At 63.5% G+C, this 16,685-nt stretch carries 18 protein-coding genes; 12 read left to right on the forward strand and 6 right to left on the reverse strand.

Features of this window, described 5'->3' with window-relative positions; genetic code table 11:
* Positions 1-16: 16 nt before the first annotated feature.
* The 5 genes from purS (at position 17) to NHF53_RS10620 (ending at position 2,397) form a co-directional block, all read left to right on the forward strand.
* Complete coding sequence (gene purS / locus NHF53_RS10600) at positions 17-259, forward strand: phosphoribosylformylglycinamidine synthase subunit PurS (protein WP_148161294.1); 243 nt, start codon at positions 17-19, stop codon at positions 257-259.
* Positions 260-277: 18 nt separating this feature from the next.
* On the forward strand, positions 278-535 hold the full coding sequence (locus NHF53_RS10605) for a hypothetical protein (RefSeq protein WP_252834148.1): 258 nt from the start codon (positions 278-280) through the stop codon (positions 533-535).
* Entirely contained in the window at positions 532-1,206 is a 675-nt protein-coding gene (gene purQ / locus NHF53_RS10610; RefSeq protein WP_252834149.1) for a phosphoribosylformylglycinamidine synthase subunit PurQ, read from the forward strand. Before NHF53_RS10605 ends, purQ begins: the two co-directional genes overlap by 4 nt.
* A 47-nt stretch (positions 1,207-1,253) precedes the next feature.
* On the forward strand, positions 1,254-1,637 hold the full coding sequence (locus NHF53_RS10615; protein ID WP_252834150.1) for a hypothetical protein: 384 nt from the start codon (positions 1,254-1,256) through the stop codon (positions 1,635-1,637).
* A gap of 187 nt (positions 1,638-1,824) precedes the next feature.
* A complete protein-coding gene (locus tag NHF53_RS10620) occupies positions 1,825-2,397 on the forward strand; it encodes an acyloxyacyl hydrolase (RefSeq protein WP_252834151.1) in 573 nt (190 codons plus the stop codon).
* 86 nt (positions 2,398-2,483) lie between these two features.
* Here the strand turns inward: NHF53_RS10620 and NHF53_RS10625 are convergent, their stop codons facing one another.
* A complete protein-coding gene (locus NHF53_RS10625; protein WP_252834152.1) occupies positions 2,484-2,738 on the reverse strand; it encodes a DUF1127 domain-containing protein in 255 nt (84 codons plus the stop codon).
* Between the two features lie 86 nt (positions 2,739-2,824).
* Here NHF53_RS10625 and NHF53_RS10630 point away from each other — a divergent pair, with 86 nt between their 5' ends.
* From NHF53_RS10630 to NHF53_RS10650, 5 genes are all read left to right on the forward strand, one after another.
* Positions 2,825-4,243: a PLP-dependent aminotransferase family protein gene (locus tag NHF53_RS10630; RefSeq protein ID WP_252834153.1), complete on the forward strand. Its 1,419-nt coding sequence runs from the start codon at positions 2,825-2,827 to the stop codon at positions 4,241-4,243.
* Between the two features lie 106 nt (positions 4,244-4,349).
* The gene (purL, locus tag NHF53_RS10635) at positions 4,350-6,572 is read left to right on the forward strand and encodes a phosphoribosylformylglycinamidine synthase subunit PurL (protein WP_252834154.1); all 2,223 of its coding nucleotides are present in this window, start codon (positions 4,350-4,352) and stop codon (positions 6,570-6,572) included.
* Between the two features lie 28 nt (positions 6,573-6,600).
* Positions 6,601-6,834, forward strand: coding sequence for a BolA/IbaG family iron-sulfur metabolism protein (locus NHF53_RS10640; RefSeq protein WP_112685033.1), 234 nt, complete (start codon positions 6,601-6,603; stop codon positions 6,832-6,834).
* A gap of 330 nt (positions 6,835-7,164) precedes the next feature.
* A complete protein-coding gene (gene grxD, locus NHF53_RS10645) occupies positions 7,165-7,500 on the forward strand; it encodes a Grx4 family monothiol glutaredoxin (RefSeq protein WP_112685037.1) in 336 nt (111 codons plus the stop codon).
* Between the two features lie 143 nt (positions 7,501-7,643).
* Positions 7,644-8,849, forward strand: coding sequence for a multidrug effflux MFS transporter (locus NHF53_RS10650; protein WP_252834960.1), 1,206 nt, complete (start codon positions 7,644-7,646; stop codon positions 8,847-8,849).
* 35 nt (positions 8,850-8,884) lie between these two features.
* On the opposite strand, the gene NHF53_RS10655 is transcribed toward NHF53_RS10650, so the two are convergent.
* The 4 genes from NHF53_RS10655 to rpsD all read right to left on the reverse strand — a co-directional run bounded on the left by NHF53_RS10655 (position 8,885) and on the right by rpsD (position 12,269).
* The gene (locus tag NHF53_RS10655) at positions 8,885-9,706 is read right to left on the reverse strand and encodes an inositol monophosphatase family protein (protein ID WP_252834155.1); all 822 of its coding nucleotides are present in this window, start codon (positions 9,704-9,706) and stop codon (positions 8,885-8,887) included.
* A 2-nt stretch (positions 9,707-9,708) separates the two neighbouring features.
* Positions 9,709-10,596, reverse strand: a complete 888-nt coding sequence (gene ttcA, locus NHF53_RS10660; protein ID WP_252834156.1) for a tRNA 2-thiocytidine(32) synthetase TtcA — start codon at positions 10,594-10,596, stop codon at positions 9,709-9,711.
* A gap of 61 nt (positions 10,597-10,657) precedes the next feature.
* Positions 10,658-11,584 (reverse strand): glutaminase, encoded by a 927-nt coding sequence (locus NHF53_RS10665; RefSeq protein WP_114361603.1) that lies wholly within the window; start codon positions 11,582-11,584, stop codon positions 10,658-10,660.
* Positions 11,585-11,651: 67 nt separating this feature from the next.
* The gene (gene rpsD / locus NHF53_RS10670) at positions 11,652-12,269 is read right to left on the reverse strand and encodes a 30S ribosomal protein S4 (RefSeq protein ID WP_114361602.1); all 618 of its coding nucleotides are present in this window, start codon (positions 12,267-12,269) and stop codon (positions 11,652-11,654) included.
* Between the two features lie 426 nt (positions 12,270-12,695).
* Between rpsD and NHF53_RS10675 the strand changes: the two genes are divergently transcribed.
* Positions 12,696-13,685, forward strand: a complete 990-nt coding sequence (locus NHF53_RS10675; RefSeq protein WP_252834157.1) for a TerC family protein — start codon at positions 12,696-12,698, stop codon at positions 13,683-13,685.
* Between the two features lie 134 nt (positions 13,686-13,819).
* A complete protein-coding gene (pepT, locus tag NHF53_RS10680; protein ID WP_252834158.1) occupies positions 13,820-15,061 on the forward strand; it encodes a peptidase T in 1,242 nt (413 codons plus the stop codon).
* A gap of 37 nt (positions 15,062-15,098) precedes the next feature.
* On the opposite strand, the gene NHF53_RS10685 is transcribed toward pepT, so the two are convergent.
* Positions 15,099-16,625 carry an ATP-binding protein gene (locus NHF53_RS10685; protein WP_252834159.1) on the reverse strand — a complete coding sequence of 509 codons (1,527 nt, stop codon included), beginning with the start codon at positions 16,623-16,625 and terminating at the stop codon, positions 15,099-15,101.
* Positions 16,626-16,685 lie beyond the last annotated feature (60 nt).

A 16,685-nucleotide genomic window follows, 5' to 3' on the forward strand; every position in this document is an offset into this window, starting at 1 on the left:
ACAGGAGAAGCCTCAAGTGATCAAAGCACGCGTGACCGTAACTCTGAAGAACGGCGTTCTGGACCCGCAGGGAAAGGCAATCGAGGGCGCCCTGTCCGCGCTCGGTTTCGAAGGCGTCGACCATGTCCGCCAGGGCAAGGTCTTCGACCTCGAGCTCGAAGGTACCGACAAGACGAAGGCGGAAGCCGACCTCAAGGCCATGTGCGAGAAACTCCTCGCAAACACGGTCATCGAGAACTATACTATCTCCATCGCCTGACGGTTGAAGGAACCGGCCGTGGCCGAGGTGACCAGCGAACTGATGTACGAGCTACTCAAAAAGCTAAGTCAGCGATTTGACAAGGTTGATATCGCCATCAGCGAGCTGCGCGCAGACAATCAGACATTGAGATCCCAGCTGCACGTACTGCAGGGTGATGTCAATAATCTGCGGGTCACAATCGGCCACGTCGAGAACCACCTCGACCGCATCGAAAACCGTCTGGAGCTGCGTGAGCTTCAGGAAGCCCAAGCAAGGTTTGAGCCCCAGCCATGAAATCAGCCGTCCTCCAACTCCCCGGCCTCAATCGCGACCGCGACATGATTGCCGCGCTCACCAAGATTTCCGGCAAGGCCCCGCTCACCATCTGGCAGACCGAGACGGAAATTCCCGAAAGCGTCGACCTGATCGTCGTTCCCGGCGGCTTCTCCTACGGCGACTATCTGCGCTGCGGCGCGATTGCCGCGCGGATGCCGGTGATGCAGGCGGTCAAGGCGGCGGCGGAGCGCGGGACCAAGGTGCTCGGCGTCTGCAACGGCTTCCAGATTCTCGTCGAGGCGGGCATGCTGCCGGGTGCGCTGATGCGCAACGCATCGCTGAAGTTCGTCTGCAAAGAGATCAAGCTAGAGGTCGTCAACGCCGAGACGGATTTCACCCGCGCCTACTCGAAGGGTCAGATCCTGCGTTGCCCCGTCGCCCATCATGACGGCAACTATTTCGCGGACGACGAAACGCTGAAGCGCATCGAAGACAACGGTCAGGTGGTCTTCCGTTACGCCGAGGGTACCAATCCGAACGGTTCGATCCACGACATCGCGGGCGTGATCAATGCCCGGGGCAACGTGCTCGGCATGATGCCGCATCCGGAAAACCTGATCGAGGCGGCCCACGGCGGCAGCGACGGTCGCGGCCTCTTCGCCTCGGCTCTCGACGTCATCGCAGCCTGACGCCGTCCTGCCGAAAGTCACCCGCGCCCAAAATCTGGACCCCGCCCATGCGCCCTGCCCTCGTCGTGCTCAGCCTTTCCGGCGCGCTCGCACTGACCGCCTGCCAGTCCGACAAGCCGAAGCCGAGCCGCGGCCATTCCGCGCTTGACGTCATGGAACGGGTCGCGGTCGGCGCCAACACCTGCTGGATCAAATCGGGTGACGGAGACTTCAAAGGTTACGCCATGGCGCCGGAACTCGATTCCTATTCCGGCCGTCCGCGCATCCTGCTCGTCCGCAAGAACAGCAGCGACATCCGCCCGCACCTCGTCGTGCAGGCGGAAGGCACCCCGGCACGCCTCGATGCCTTCGGACCGATGATGGACCAACCGGTCCACGCCCGCATCGTCCGCGACGTGAACCGTTGGTCCAAGGGCGACAAGGGCTGCTGATCGCCGGTCGATCGCGCCGCATCCGTGGCGTTTGCCCTGTGGAAAAGTGCCCTTCGGTCTGCGATTGAAACGCCGGGCCACAAACCTGCGTTTTTCCTATTGCACTAATAAACCTCGTCGGCCTATCCTCCGCGCAACCTTCGAGAGCTGCTTGCCTCCTAGGTGAGTTGTGGGAGGAGCCTTGCGCATGAGTACTGCCACTACTGCGACGCTTCTGCGCCTCGGAATGGCGGTGGCGGTGCTTTCAACCGCCGGGGTGGAGCCGGCGGCTGCGCAGGATCATCTGTTCGATGAAGTGCGCCTCGGCGGGCTGATGGCCGCCGACAAGACCGACACCAACGACGAGAAGGGCGGTTTCGTCGAGGCGATGGCCTTGTTCGATCCTTGGGGCCGCAACGAAGCCGACGGCCTGCAAAAGCTTATCCGCCCCCGTATCCATGTCGGCGCAACCATGAGCACCGCCGGAGAAGCGAGCCAGATCTTCGGCGGCTTCAGTTGGACCGTCGACCTCGGCGACGGTTTCTTCGTTGAAGGTGGCGTCGGCGGAACCCTTCACAACGGTAGACTGAGAGTGGATGGAACGGACGGACCGAAACTCGGCTGCGCGCTGTTGTTTCACGAATACGCCGCCGCCGGCATCAACCTCGACGCTCACTGGCGGGTCATCGCCCAGATCGAGCATTCTTCCCACGCCAACCTGTGCGGTGACACGAACAACGGCCTCACCCGCGGCGGCGTCCTGATCGGCTACAAGTTCTAGGGCCACCTGTCCGCCATACTGGCACAGCCCCGAACAAGGGCCGCGAGAAAAGGACGGGAAACCGGGTACCGGTACTAGCCCGCGTCTCACTTCGGAAGCACTGTCCTGTCGGTCACCAGAAACAGAGAACGGCGGACTTCGGCGTCCGCCTCGCGCTGCGTCAACCCGATATCGCGCAACTGGTCCGCGGTCAGCCCGGCAAGATCGATCCGGGTCCTGCGGACACGCCTGCGACGGGCCATCTCCCTGAAGAGGGTCACCAATGCGCCCCTTACGCGACGCCGCCAAGGCGCCGAGCTTCCGGCCTGCCCCTGCATATGGCACATTGTATCGATTGTCATCACATTCTCCGGGTATCGATGTCGAAAGACAGATACAATCGCTATGAATTGACAAATTCACGATGACAATATACAGAAATGTCACCATGACAAATTGGCTTCCAGATCTTGCCTCGACCGAGGGGCCCCTCTATGTTCGCATCGCCGACGCGACTGAGCGCGACATCAAGGTTGGTCGCCTCACCGACGGCGCCAAGCTGCCGCCCCAGCGCGATATTGCCTACGACATGGGCGTCACGATCGGCACGATTTCCAGAGCCTACAACCTGCTTCGCGAACGCGGTCTGGTCTCGGGCGAAGTCGGCCGCGGCACCTACGTGCTCGCCGGCCATCGGGAAGCCCCCGCGCCCGCCGGGGATCCCGTCGTCGCGCGCTACGGCGGCACGCGGCCGCTGACGGCGCCCGCCGGCAAGATGCGATTCGACACCACCGCCGCAGTCGACGTCGGACAGGCCGCCCTGATCGGCCAGCTGATGCAGGATATCGCCCGCGACTATCCCGGCGAACTTGCAAGCTATACGCGTGCGCTCGCACCGCACTGGCTGGAGGCGGGCCAGCGGTGGCTGACGAACGGAGAATGGACGCCGCGGCGGGAAGCCATCACACCGCATCTCGGCGTCCACGCCGCCGTCGTCGCCATCATCGCCGCGGTGACCAGCCCCGGCGACCGGTTGCTCTGCGAGCATCTGACCTATTCGCAAGTCGCACGCAGTGCGACGCTGATCGGACGTCAGGTCTGCCTCGTCGATTCCGATCGGGACGGCATTCTGCCCGAGGACTTCGAGAGGGTCTGCGCGCGCGAGCACCCGAAGCTCGCCTTCATCATCAGTTCGGGACAGAATCCGACTCTCAGCTCTCTGCCCGAGGACCGCAGACGGCAGATCGCCGACATAGCCCGAAGGTACAATGTCTTCCTGATCGAGGACTATATCTACGGCGCCCTGATTCAGGATCGCATTCCGCTGCTCGCCGAGATCGCGCCCGATCGTACCTTCCTCGTCAGTGGCCTGTCGAAGGCCGTCGCCGCCGGCGTCCGCGGCGCCTGGGTCGCGGCACCCGACCATTTCTCGCAGCGCCTGCGGGTCACCCAGAAGATGACCTCGGGCGGACTGCCCTTCGTGCTCGCGGAACTCAGCGCACAGCTCGTACTCTCGGGGGCGGCCGATGACATCCGTCTCCGCGTGGTGGAGGAGATCGGCATTCGTGAGCGGCATGTGCGCGATATCTTTTCCGGTCACGTCTTCCGTTCCCATCCGCGCATTCCGTTCTTCTGGCTGCAACTGCCGGAGCCCTGGCTTTCGGGAACCTTCAAGCAGGCGGCCCTCAACGAGGGTGTGCTGATCGACGACGAGGACGAGTTCAAGGCCGGTCGTTCCTCGCGCGTTTACCATCACGTGCGCGTAGGGTTCAGCGAAGGGCGCGAGCGGGACCCCGTGATCGCCGGTCTCCATACCCTGCGGCGGTTGCTGGACGGAGGCCCGGCCGCGTACGAAACCGATTCCTGAATCTCCTCCGGATCACGTCGAAAACGGGCAATTTCCCTATCGCGGTTTGGGCGCGCATGGGCTATAGGCAGTCCGAAGCCGTCGTCCCAACGATCCAGAGAAGATCATGACCATTCCGAACGCCATTCCGATCACGCCCGAACTCGTCGCCGCCCACGGTCTCAAGCCCGAGGAATACGACCGGATTCTGGAGCTGATCGGACGCGAGCCGACATTCACCGAGCTCGGCATCTTCTCCGCAATGTGGAACGAGCACTGTTCGTACAAGTCCTCGAAGAAGTGGCTGAAGACCTTGCCGACCAAGGGACCCCGCGTGTTGCAGGGCCCCGGTGAGAACGCCGGCGTCGTCGATATCGATGACGGCGATTGCGTCGTCTTCAAGATGGAAAGCCACAACCACCCCTCCTTCATCGAACCCTACCAGGGCGCAGCGACAGGCGTCGGCGGCATCCTGCGTGACGTCTTCACCATGGGTGCCCGCCCGGTCGCGGCGATGAACGCGCTCCGCTTCGGCGCGCCGGATCATCCGAAGACCCGCCACCTCGTGGCCGGCGTCGTTGCCGGGGTCGGCGGCTACGGCAATTCCTTCGGCGTGCCGACAGTGGGCGGCGAAGTCGAATTCGACGCGCGCTACAATGGCAACATCCTCGTCAATGCCTTCGCCGCAGGACTGGCCAAGTCGAACGCCATCTTCCTCTCACAGGCCAAGGGCGTCGGCCTGCCGGTCGTCTACCTCGGCGCCAAGACCGGTCGCGACGGCGTCGGCGGCGCGACGATGGCCTCGGCGGAATTCGATGAATCGATCGAGGAGAAGCGCCCGACCGTCCAGGTCGGCGACCCCTTCACCGAGAAGTGCCTGCTTGAGGCCTGCCTCGAGCTCATGCAGACCGGTGCGGTCATCGCCATCCAGGACATGGGCGCCGCCGGCCTCACCTGCTCCGCCGTCGAGATGGGCGCCAAGGGCGACCTCGGCATCGAGCTCGACCTCGACAAGGTGCCGGTCCGCGAAGAGCGCATGACGGCCTACGAGATGATGCTCTCGGAAAGCCAGGAGCGCATGCTCATGGTCCTCAGCCCGGAAAAGGAGCAGGAAGCCGAGGCGATCTTCCACAAGTGGGGTCTCGACTTCGCAATCGTCGGCAAGACCACCGACGACCTGCGCTTCCGCGTCCTGCACGAGGGCGAGGAAGTGGCGAACCTGCCGATCAAGGAGCTCGGCGACGAGGCTCCGGAATACGACCGCCCGTGGATCGAGCCCAACAAGCCGGCTCCGCTCGCCGAAAACGACATTCCGCAGGCGGACATCGCAGACGCCCTTCTGAAGCTCGTCGGCTCGCCCAACAACTGCTCGCGCCGCTGGGTTTACGAGCAGTATGATACGCTGATCCAGGGCAACTCGCTGCAGCTTCCGGGCGGCGACGCCGGCGTCGTCCGCGTCGACACCCATCCGACCAAGGCGCTCGCCTTCTCCTCCGACGTGACGCCGCGGTATGTCGAGGCCGATCCGTTCGAGGGCGGCAAGCAGGCGGTGGCCGAGTGCTGGCGCAACATCACCGCGACCGGCGCCCTGCCGCTCGCTGCAACCGACAACCTGAATTTCGGCAATCCCGAGCGCCCGGAGACCATGGGCCAGTTCGTCTTCGCGATCAAAGGCATCGGCGAAGCCTGCAAGGCCCTCGACTTCCCGATCGTCTCCGGCAACGTCTCGCTCTACAACGAGACCAACGGCCAGGCGATCCTGCCGACCCCCACGATCGGCGGCGTCGGCCTGCTCAAGGACTGGTCGAAGATGGCCCGCATCCGCTTTGCCGCCCAGGGCGAGGCGATCCTGCTCGCCGGCGCACCTTCGAGCTGGGGAACGCATCTTGGCCAGTCGGTCTACCTGCGTGACATCCACGGCCGTACCGACGGCCCTGCCCCGCATGTCGACCTCGCCGAGGAGAAGAAAACGGGCGACTTCGTTCGTGGCCTGATCGAAGACGGACTGGCAACAGCCGTCCACGACTGCTCGTCGGGCGGGCTTGCTCTCGCGGTCGCCGAAATGGCGATGGCATCGGGAATCGGCGCCAGCATCAATGCCCTCAACGACGCCGATCCGATCCCGGTCTTCTTCGGCGAAGACCAGGGCCGCTATGTCTTGACGGTCAAGGAAGAGAATGTCGACACCGTGCTCGTTCGCGCCGAAGCGGCCGGCGTTTTCTGCCCCTGGATCGGCAGGACCGGTGGCTCGACGGTCAAGCTCGGAGAGGCCCGTCCGGTCGCAATTGACCAATTGCGTTCGGCCCATGAATCGTGGTTCCCTGACTTCATGAGCGGAGAACTGGCCTGAGGCCGCCCGCAAGCAAGGAGTACCGATCATGGCCATGAAACCCGGCGACATCGAAGATCTCATCAAGGCTGGCATCCCCGGGGCCCGCGTCGTGATCCGTGACCTGGCCGGAGACGGCGATCACTATGCCGCAGAGGTTGTCGCGGAGGCGTTCCGCGGCAAGACGCGTGTGCAGCAGCACCAGATGGTCTATGACGCGCTGAAGGGCAACATGGGCGGCGTGCTTCACGCGCTCGCGCTGCAGACTTCGGTTCCCGAATAGGTCGACGGAAAGTCACGATCGTGAAGGGCGTCCTCGGCGAATTCATCGCGGCACTCGTCAGAAGCATCATATCGGGGCTCACGCGGCCGCGGCGGCGGCGCTCGTACACGGGAGGCCGCAACACGTCGAAACCGCGACAGAAGCGCACCACACGCGAAGCGGGCAAGACGGCGCGCGCGGCGCGCCGGATCAACCGCCGCAGCCGATAGGACACACCTCTCATCCCGTTTCTGGCTTTTTTCAAATGGCGGCTGGAAATCTCGGCTCGCCATGTTATCTAAGCGAAAGACGAAGCAGCGGCACTTGAACCGCATGTGAGAGGATATTGCCATGAGCGGCATCAACGAATTCATCGACAACGAAGTGAAGAGCAACGACGTGGTTCTCTTCATGAAGGGCACCCCGCAGTTTCCGCAGTGCGGCTTCTCCGGTCAGGTGGTGCAGATCCTCGATTACGTCGGGGTCGACTACAAGGGCATCAACGTGCTCGCCGATGACGAGATCCGCCAGGGCATCAAGGACTACTCGAACTGGCCGACGATTCCCCAGCTCTACATCAAGGGCGAGTTCGTCGGTGGCTGCGACATCGTCCGCGAAATGTTCCAGTCGGGCGAACTGCAGAAGCATCTCGCCGACCAGGGCATCAGCGCCCGCGGCGCCGCCTGATTTTCCCACCCGCGGCCTTCGCCGCGGATGTCCATGACCTTCAACTTGCCAAGGCGCCGCCTCCCACGGCGCCTTCTCGCTGTTTTTCAGGAATGGATTCGATGAACAAACCATTGGAATCGCGCCCCTCGCTGCTCAAGGGCATGGGGCGGCCGGAATTCATCGCGCTGATGGCGTTCCTGATGGCGCTGAATGCACTGGCGATCGACATCATGCTGCCGGGGCTGCAACAGATCGGCAGCGCCCTCGACGTCACCAACGAGAACCACCGCCAGTATGTGGTCTCGGCCTACCTGATCGGCTTCGGCATCGCGCAGCTCTTCTACGGCCCGGTCGCCGACCGCTTCGGCCGCCGCAAGCCGATTCTGTTCGGCCTCGGCATCTATGTCCTCTCCTCGCTGGCCGTCACCCTGGTGCCGAGCTTCGGGGTCCTGCTTGCCCTCCGCTTCATCCAGGGGATCGGATCAGCGGCGATGCGCGTTGTCACCATCTCGGTCGTGCGCGACGTCTATGGTGGTCGCCAGATGGCCGAGGTCATGTCGCTGATCATGATGGTCTTCATGGTGATCCCGGTCGTCGCCCCCGGCACCGGGCAGGTCATCATGCTGCTCGGCCCCTGGCAGTTGATCTTCGTCTTCATGGCGGTGGCGGCGGCGCTCGTCGGCTCTTGGATGTACATCCGCCTGCCGGAGACGCTTTCGCCGGCGGACGTTCGGCCGTTCACTGTCCGGTCGATCCTCGAAGGTTTCCGCATCGTGCTCACCGATCGCGTGGCGCTCTGCTATACGCTGGCGAGCACCTTCATCTTCGGCGCCCTCTTCGGCTTCATCAACTCGGCCCAGCAGATCTATGTCGGCATCTATCATCTCGGCACATGGTTCCCGGTCGCCTTCGCCGGCGTCGCGACCTTCATGGCACTGTCGTCCTTCGTGAATTCACGCCTCGTCGGACGCTTCGGCATGCGGCGGCTCTCGCACGCCTCGCTGGTCGGCTTCATCTCCATCACGTTCGTATGGCTGCTGGTGCAGGTCTTCGGGCCGCAGCCGATGCCCTTCCCGCTGTTCTTCGTGCTCTTCGCGCTGGCGATGTTCCAGTTCGGGTGGATCGGCTCGAACTTCAACTCGCTCGCCATGGAACCGCTCGGCCATGTCGCCGGCACGGCGTCCTCGGTGCTCGGCTTCATGGGAACGGTCGGCGGCTCTCTGATCGGCGCCGCGATCGGCCAGGCCTATGACGGAACGGCGCTGCCGATGGTGGCCGGCTACTTCACCGTCTCGCTGATCGGCCTCGTCTTCGTGCTGATCGCCGAGAAGGGGCAGTTGTTCCGACCTCAGAACGCCCCGCGCTGACAGGAAAAAGCCCGGCTCAGCCGGGCTTTTTCGTCTCAGACGGTGAAGACCTTTTCCATGAGCTCCCGCCAGCTCTCCTCGTCGTTGGCGATCAGCAGGCCGCCGGTCGTGTGATGCGGAAGGTACGGCGAGCCGTCGAAGCGCGCCGCATAGCCCCCCGCTTCCTGTGCAATCAGCGTGCCGGCCAGATGGTCCCAGGGCATCAGCTTGTTGTACATGGCGAAATCCATGTGGCCCTGGGCGAGCAGGCGATATTCGTGGGCCGCGCAGCGATAGCTGGTGAAGAGACGCACGTCGGCGAGATTGACGAGCAGCTTGCGGCGGGTCTCGATATCGAAGAAGCCGGTGTTGGCGATCCCGATCATCTGCGAAAGCGGTTGCGAGGGCCGCACGACCATCCGCTCCTGCGTGCCGTCGGTGCGGCAGAGCCACGCGCCCGATCCCTTCTCCGCGATCGCCCAGTCGTTGCCGATCGGGTCGTAGATGATGCCGGCGACGGTTTCGCCTTCGGAGACGACGCTCAGCATCACGCCGAACAGCGGCAGGCCGGCGGCAAAGTTGAAGGTGCCGTCGATGGGATCGACGACGACGGCGAGATCGGCATCTCCGATCTTCCCGAGAAGGGCCGGATCGGCGGCGACAGACTCCTCACCGACGAAGAAAGCCTCCGGCAGCAGTTCCGCCACGCGATCGCGGATCAGCCGCTCGGCCGCCTCGTCGGCCTCGGTGACGAGATCGATCGCCTCGGTCTTCATCCGAATGTCGCCGTCGCCGAGATTGCGGAAACGGGGCAGGACCTCGGCAAATGCCGCCTCCTGAAGCACGTTGGCGAGCGCAGCGATGTCGAGATCGGCCATGGTCATTCGTCCTTTGTCGGCGAGAGGGAGGAGAAGTCGAAGAGCTTCGGATCGAGCAGATGCGACGGGTCGACATGGGCGAGCGCCCGCAACATGGCGTCCTTGCGCCCCGGCATCTTCGCTTCGATACCGGCGAGCATTTCCTTCATCGCATTGCGCTGCAACCCGTCCTGGGAGCCGCAGAGATCGCAGGGGATGATCGGAAACTGCATGGCGGCGGCGAACCGCGCGAGATCTTCCTCCGCGGCATAGGCGAGCGGCCTGAGCACCATCAGGTCACCATCGTCGTTCAGGAGCTTCGCCGGCATGGCCGACAACCGGCCGCCGTGGAAGAAGTTCATGAAGAAGGTCTCGAGGATATCTTCGCGGTGGTGGCCGAGCACCAGCGCCTCGCAGCCCTCCTCGCGGGCGATACGGTAGAGATTGCCGCGCCTGAGCCTTGAGCACAGCGAGCAATAGGTGGCGCCTTGCGGCACCTTCTCCGTCACCACCGAATAGGTGTCGCGGTATTCGATCCGGTGCGGAACGCCGATCGACGACAGATAGTCCGGCAGCACGTGCTTGGGAAAATTCGGCTGCCCCTGATCGAGATTGCAGGCGACGAGATCGACCGGCAGCAGGCCCCGCCATTTGAGGTCGAGAAGCAGCGCGAGCAGCCCGTAGCTGTCCTTGCCGCCGGAAAGCCCGACCAGCCAGCGCTTCTGCCCCTTCAGCATGTCGAAATCGGCAATCGCCTGCCGGACCTGGCGGATCAGCCGCTTGCGCAGCTTGTTGAAGCCGACCGAGCGCGGGGCGTTGGCAAAGACCGGATGGGCGGAAACCGCGTCCGCAATTTCGGGATCATCGCCGGCATCGGTGTCGAATTGCTCGGCGGACGTCGAAAATGTCATCGTCTGACTCCGGGACGACCTGGATGGCTCGCACTGGCAATGCCCGCTTGGGAAGCGAAGATCAAGCCCCGAATACCGACCAGCCGGTGCGCGAGGCGAGCATTTCGAGCGCGACGGTGCCGAGTGCGGAGTTTCCGACCTTGTTCAGCCCCGGCGACCAGACGGCGATCGAAGCCTTGCCCGGCGCGATCGCCATGATGCCGCCGCCCACACCGCTCTTGCCCGGCAGGCCGACATGGAAGGCGAAATCGCCCGAGCCGTCGTAGTGGCCGCAGGTGAGCATCAGCGCGTTGATACGCCGCGCCCGCTTTTCCGTCACCACCGAATAGCCGCCGATCGGGTCAGCACCGCGCGCCGCCAGAAAGAGCCCGGCCCGCGACAATTGCCGGCAGGTCATCGCAAGCGCGCATTGGTGAAAGTAAACTCCGAGAACATGATCAACATCATGCTGGAGATTATTGAACGAGCGCATGAAGTTGGCGAGGGCGTAGTTGCGGTAACCCGTCGCCGTTTCGGACTGCGCCACCGCCTTGTCGATGGTGATCGTGTCGTCGTCGGCGAGCGAACGCACGAAACGCAGGAATTCACCGATCGCCTCTTTCGGCTTGTAGCCGGCGAGAACGAGGTCGCATACGACAATAGCGCCGGCGTTGATAAAGGGGTTGCGCGGAATGCCGTGCTCATGCTCGAGCTGGACGATGGAGTTGAACGCCGTGCCCGACGGCTCTCGCCCGACCCGGCGCCAGATCGCTTCGCCGACCTTGCCGAGCGCAAGCGTCAGCATGAAGACCTTGGAAATGCTCTGGATGGAGAAGGGCACCGCGGCATCGCCGGCGGCGTAGACCTTGCCGTCGACGGTGGTCACCGCAATTCCGAACTGGTTCGGGTCCACCTTGGCAAGCTGCGGAATATAGTCCGCCACCTTGCCCTCGCCCCGCCGTTCCGCGAGTTCTGCAACAATGTCGTCGAGAAGCGTCTGAAGATCCATGAGACAGTCCCTCTAACAAAAAAGCCGCCCCGAGGGACGGCTTTCCTGAATTCCAGATAGCACGCAATTAGCGCGAATAGAATTCGACGACCAGCTGCGGTTCCATGACGACCGGGTACGGAACGTCGGACAGCGTCGGAACGCGGGCGAACGTCGCAACCATCTTGTTGTGGTCGACTTCGATGTAGTCCGGAACGTCACGCTCGGCGAGCTGGACCGATTCCAGAACCGTAACCAGCTGCTTGGACTTCTGGCGAACTTCGATGACATCGCCGGCCTTGCAACGGTAGGAACCGATGTTGACGCGAACGCCGTTGACGGTGACGTGGCCGTGGTTGACGAACTGGCGGGCAGCCCAGACGGTCGGCACGAACTTGGCGCGATAGACGATGGCGTCGAGGCGCGATTCGAGCAGGCCGATCAGGTTTTCACCGGTGTCACCCTTGCGACGGTTGGCTTCTTCGTAGATCGCGCGGAACTGCTTCTCGCGGATGTCGCCGTAGTAGCCCTTCAGCTTCTGCTTGGCGCGCAGCTGCACGCCGAAGTCGGAGAGCTTGCCCTTGCGGCGCTGGCCGTGCTGGCCCGGGCCGTATTCGCGGCGGTTGACCGGGGACTTCGGACGACCCCAGATGTTCTCGCCCATACGGCGGTCAATTTTGTACTTGGATGATGCGCGCTTGCTCATCGTATTTCCTTTCAACGTCTTCTTATGCGGCGCCTTCCGGCCCCGCTCTGTTAGGAAACACGCCCTCCTCTGGATTGCCTTTCGGCTTCTCCTGACAGGCGGCTCACGTCAGCAACGGAGCAACCACGGGACATGTCAAATGAAACACCGGGCGTCGCCACCCGGTGCTGGCGCTGTCTTTAGGGGGAAGTCGCGGAATTGTCAACAAGCACCCTGCAAACGCGGCCGAGTTGGCGCGGCTCGACCTTTCCAGGACCATAGGGCGCCATTCGAAAGCCGCGTTCGTTTTCTGCCGCCGACCTCTTGAACGGCACCAGTCGGCTTCCCACTTCCATCCTCGGCACCGGGCCCCTCTGACGTGTATCGCCGGATCGACCGTGATGTCGGTGCTCTTTTCAATCAACCTGATCCGGCATGGATTAAGTCATGGATTTCCTATGGGTTGATTTCCAGGGCGCCGCCGTCTGGATGTGGCTTGCCTTCATTTCCGCCGTAATCGCTCTGCTCGCCCTCGACCTCGGCGTTCTTCACAGGAAGAGCCACGAAATCGGCATCAGGGAGAGCCTCCTGATGACCGGCTTCTACATGACGCTCGGCATTCTCTTTGCCGGTTTCGTTTGGAGCCAGTTCGGCCAGCAGGCAAGCGTCGAATACCTGACCGGCTTCGTGATCGAAAAGAGCCTGGCGATGGACAACATCTTCGTCATCGCCATGATCTTCGGCTATTTCTCCATTCCGCGCGAATACCAGCACCGCGTCTTGCTTTACGGCATTCTGGGCGTGATCGTGCTGCGCGGCATCATGATCGGCGCCGGTGCTGCCGTCGTCGAAAACTATGGCTGGGTTCTCTACCTCTTCGCCGCCTTCCTGATCATCACGGGCGTCAAGATGATGTTTTCAAGCAGCGAGCCCTATGACGTAGAGAACAACCCGGTTCTGAAGATACTGCGTAAGCACCTGCCGATCACCGACCGGCTGCATGGCGAGAAATTCTTCGCCCGCGAAAATGACCCGAAGACGGGCAGGCTGAAGACCTATCTGACGCCGCTGATGCTGGCGCTGATCCTGATCGAGTTCGCCGACCTCGTCTTCGCCGTCGATTCGATCCCGGCGATCTTCGCGATCACCACCGATCCGTTCATCGTCTACACGTCGAACATCTTCGCGATCCTCGGCCTGCGGGCGCTCTACTTTGCGCTTGCCGCCCTCATCCACCGCTTCGCCTATCTCAAGTATGCGCTCTCGGTGGTGCTCATCTTCATCGGCTCGAAGATCTTCGTCGCCGACATGCTGGGCCTTGCCAAAATCCCGCCGCTGGTTTCGCTGGGCGTCACCGTCGCGATCCTCGCTGCCGGCATTCTCGGCTCCCTGTGGGCAACCCGCGACAGGCCGGCAGCAACCAAGCTCGCCGAATAAGCGGCCCCTCTCGACCAACCGCCGCGCCGGAGCCTCCGGCGCGGTCTTCTTTTCCGGGTACCGGCATTCCCGCGGCATGAATGGCACGCTAAGTTCGCCCTCACGTCCCAGCCAGAATCAATCGGATATCCGCCATGTCCCTTCCCCATGACTCCGTCCTTGACCGCTTTCTCCGTTATGTCGTGATCGACACGCAATCGGACCCGACCTCGCACACGCAACCTTCGACGGAAAAGCAGAAGAATCTCGGCCGCCTCCTCGAGCGGGAGCTGAAAGCGCTCGGCCTCGAAGACGCTCATCTCGACGAGCACGGCAATGTCTATGCGACGATCCCGGCCAATACGGACAAGGATGTGCCGGCGATCTGCTTCTGCTCACATATGGATACGGCCCCCGATTTTTCCGGCACCGGCGTCAAACCGCAGATCGTGAAGAACTACCAGGGCGGCGACATCCGTCTCGTCGGCGACACGAACCAGATCATCCGCGTTGCGGAGCATCCGGACCTGAAGGACCAGATCGGCCACGACATCGTCACCACCGACGGCACGACGCTGCTCGGCGCCGACGACAAGGCGGGCGTCGCCGAAATCATGTCGGCTGCACAGTTCCTCCTCCGAAATCCGGAGATACCGCACGGGCCGGTCAAGATCCTCTTCACCACCGACGAGGAGATCGGCCGCGGCGCCGACAAGGTGGACCTGGAAAAGCTCGGCGCAAAGTTCGGCTACACGATGGACGGCTCGACCGTCGGTGAGATCGAGAACGAGACCTTCTCGGCCGACGGCGTGACCATCACGGTCAAGGGCGTCGCGATCCATCCCGGCACCGCCAAGGGCAAGATGGAGAACGCCATCAAGATCGCCGCCGACATCATCGCCCGCCTGCCGAAAGACCAGGCACCGGAGACGACCGAAGACCGGCAGGGCTTCATCCATCCGGTCGGAGTCAACGCCTCGATGGAGGGCGCAGAACTGGGTTTCATCATCCGCGATTTCGAGGAAAAGGGCCTCGCCGAAAAGGAGACGCTTCTGAAGGCGATCACCGAGGAGGTCATGGCAAGCTATCCGGGCTCCACCTTCACCTTCACGGTCAAGGAACAGTACCGCAACATGAAGATCGTCCTCGACCGCCATCCGGAGGTGATGGAAAACCTGCTGGAAGCGACCCGCCGCGTCGGGCTCGAGCCGAAGGTCACCAGCATCCGCGGCGGCACCGACGGTTCACGCCTTTCCTTCATGGGCCTGCCCTGCCCCAACATCTACACCGGCGGCCATGCCTATCATTCGCCGCTCGAATGGGTGAGCGTGCAGGATATGGAAACAGCGGTGAAGACGATCGTGGAACTGGTGAAGGTCTGGGAGGAACGGGCCTGAGGGCCCGGAAGCTCTCGAGCCAGACGACGACGCGGACCTACTCCGCCGCGAAATGATCCGTCGGCGCCGGCTGCTCGTCCGCCGCGTCGGCGCTTCCGGGCGCCGTTTCCGCCTCGAGGTCCGGGAAGGCGACGATGCGCTTGCCGGAAAAATCGGTGTGGACGACAACGAGCCCCTGCTCCTCGAAATAGCCGAGGAGCCTGCGGGCACGCCGCGCCGAATGGGTGCCGTAGGCCCGCGCGATCCTCAGGTCCGACGGACAGGCTTCCTTCCGGATCGCCGCCTTCGCCATCATCAGGAAGACGCCCTGCAGATCGTCTGAAACACCTTCCGCCAGCGAAAGCGCCGTCTTCCAGGCGTCGGAGGACGCCGTTTCCGCGTCAACGCCCGAGCGCACGACGGCGACCCGGCGGCGGAATTCGCCCATCGCCATCGGCGGACCACCGATCCGGCGCATGCGGGCGCGGACCAGGAACTCCTGATAGAGGACGGAATCGGTTCGGTAGGCGGCCTGCGGATCGTCGAGGATTTCGGCGAGTACAGCAGAGAGGCGCTCCTCCCGCTCCTCGGGCGACATTTCCAGGGTGCCGGGACGGGTTTCGGTCGCGACCGGGGTGGAGGCTGCAGGCGCCGCACGCGACAGCTCGGCCAGAATATCCGTCGTCGGACGTGGCTGCGGCGGCGCACGGCGGACGATCGGGCGGGCGAGCTCCTCCGGATCCGGTGTGAAGATCAGGTCTTCGACGTCCTGCGGCGCCTCCGGCAGCGGCATCAGCTTGGGGCTGGAGGAACGCGCCGAAGTCTCGACCGATCCGATGACGATCGGCAGCGGCCGGCGCGACATCGCCGGGCCGAGGGCGACGAAATTGCCGCGCTTCAGGTCACGGAACATCTCCGCCTGCCGGCGGTCCATGCCGAGCAGGTCGGCCGCACGCGCCATGTCGATGTCGAGGAAGGTGCGCCCCATCAGGAAGTTTGAGGCTTCGGCCGCGACGTTCTTCGCAAGCTTCGCGAGGCGCTGCGTGGCGATCACCCCGGCGAGGCCGCGCTTGCGCCCGCGGCACATCAGGTTGGTCATGGCGCCGAGAGACATGCGCCGCGCATCCTCCGAGACGTCGCCACCCATGGAGGGCGCAAACATCTGCGCTTCGTCGACGACGACGAGCACCGGATACCAGAACTCGCGGTCGGCATCGAACATGCCGTTGAGGAAGGCGGCAGCCGCGCGCATCTGCTGCTCGATCTCCAGCCCCTCCAGCGTCAGCACGCAGGAAACGCGATGGCGGCGGATACGGTCGGCAATCCCGGCAAGTTCGGCTTCGGTGCGCTCCCCGTCGACGACGAGATGACCGTACTTGTCCGACAGCGTGACGAAATCGCCTTCCGGATCGATGACGACCTGCTGCACCCACTGCGCCGACTGTTCCAGCAGGCGCCGCAAGAGATGCGACTTGCCGGAACCGGAATTGCCCTGCACCAAGAGACGGGTGGCGAGCAGCTCCTCGATATCGAGCTTGGCCGGCTGGCCGCCAGCCAACGTCCCCATGTCGATTCCGACCTGCAAGTGCCCTACCTCTCGTTTCGAATCACAAACCCGACCTTTCCGGCCCGGCACGCGTCCCGC

It is taken from the genome of Ciceribacter sp. RN22 (genome assembly GCF_024054295.1).
GTDB lineage: Bacteria > Pseudomonadota > Alphaproteobacteria > Rhizobiales > Rhizobiaceae > Allorhizobium > Allorhizobium lividum.

Bases quoted from the DNA above. Each gene is read 5' to 3' on its own strand.
- NHF53_RS10675 (WP_252834157.1), top strand. From the start codon at position 12,696: ATGGATTTCCTATGGGTTGATTTCCAGGGCGCCGCCGTCTGGATGTGG.
- NHF53_RS10620 (WP_252834151.1), top strand. From the start codon at position 1,825: ATGAGTACTGCCACTACTGCGACGCTTCTGCGCCTCGGAATGGCGGTG.
- grxD (WP_112685037.1), top strand. From the start codon at position 7,165: ATGAGCGGCATCAACGAATTCATCGACAACGAAGTGAAGAGCAACGAC.
- NHF53_RS10630 (WP_252834153.1), top strand. From the start codon at position 2,825: ATGACAAATTGGCTTCCAGATCTTGCCTCGACCGAGGGGCCCCTCTAT.
- NHF53_RS10625 (WP_252834152.1), bottom strand. From the start codon at position 2,738: ATGACAATCGATACAATGTGCCATATGCAGGGGCAGGCCGGAAGCTCG.
- NHF53_RS10665 (WP_114361603.1), bottom strand. From the start codon at position 11,584: ATGGATCTTCAGACGCTTCTCGACGACATTGTTGCAGAACTCGCGGAA.
- NHF53_RS10615 (WP_252834150.1), top strand. From the start codon at position 1,254: ATGCGCCCTGCCCTCGTCGTGCTCAGCCTTTCCGGCGCGCTCGCACTG.
- rpsD (WP_114361602.1), bottom strand. From the start codon at position 12,269: ATGAGCAAGCGCGCATCATCCAAGTACAAAATTGACCGCCGTATGGGC.
- NHF53_RS10655 (WP_252834155.1), bottom strand. From the start codon at position 9,706: ATGGCCGATCTCGACATCGCTGCGCTCGCCAACGTGCTTCAGGAGGCG.
- purQ (WP_252834149.1), top strand. From the start codon at position 532: ATGAAATCAGCCGTCCTCCAACTCCCCGGCCTCAATCGCGACCGCGAC.
- purL (WP_252834154.1), top strand. From the start codon at position 4,350: ATGACCATTCCGAACGCCATTCCGATCACGCCCGAACTCGTCGCCGCC.
- ttcA (WP_252834156.1), bottom strand. From the start codon at position 10,596: ATGACATTTTCGACGTCCGCCGAGCAATTCGACACCGATGCCGGCGAT.
- NHF53_RS10640 (WP_112685033.1), top strand. From the start codon at position 6,601: ATGGCCATGAAACCCGGCGACATCGAAGATCTCATCAAGGCTGGCATC.
- pepT (WP_252834158.1), top strand. From the start codon at position 13,820: ATGTCCCTTCCCCATGACTCCGTCCTTGACCGCTTTCTCCGTTATGTC.
- NHF53_RS10650 (WP_252834960.1), top strand. From the start codon at position 7,644: ATGGGGCGGCCGGAATTCATCGCGCTGATGGCGTTCCTGATGGCGCTG.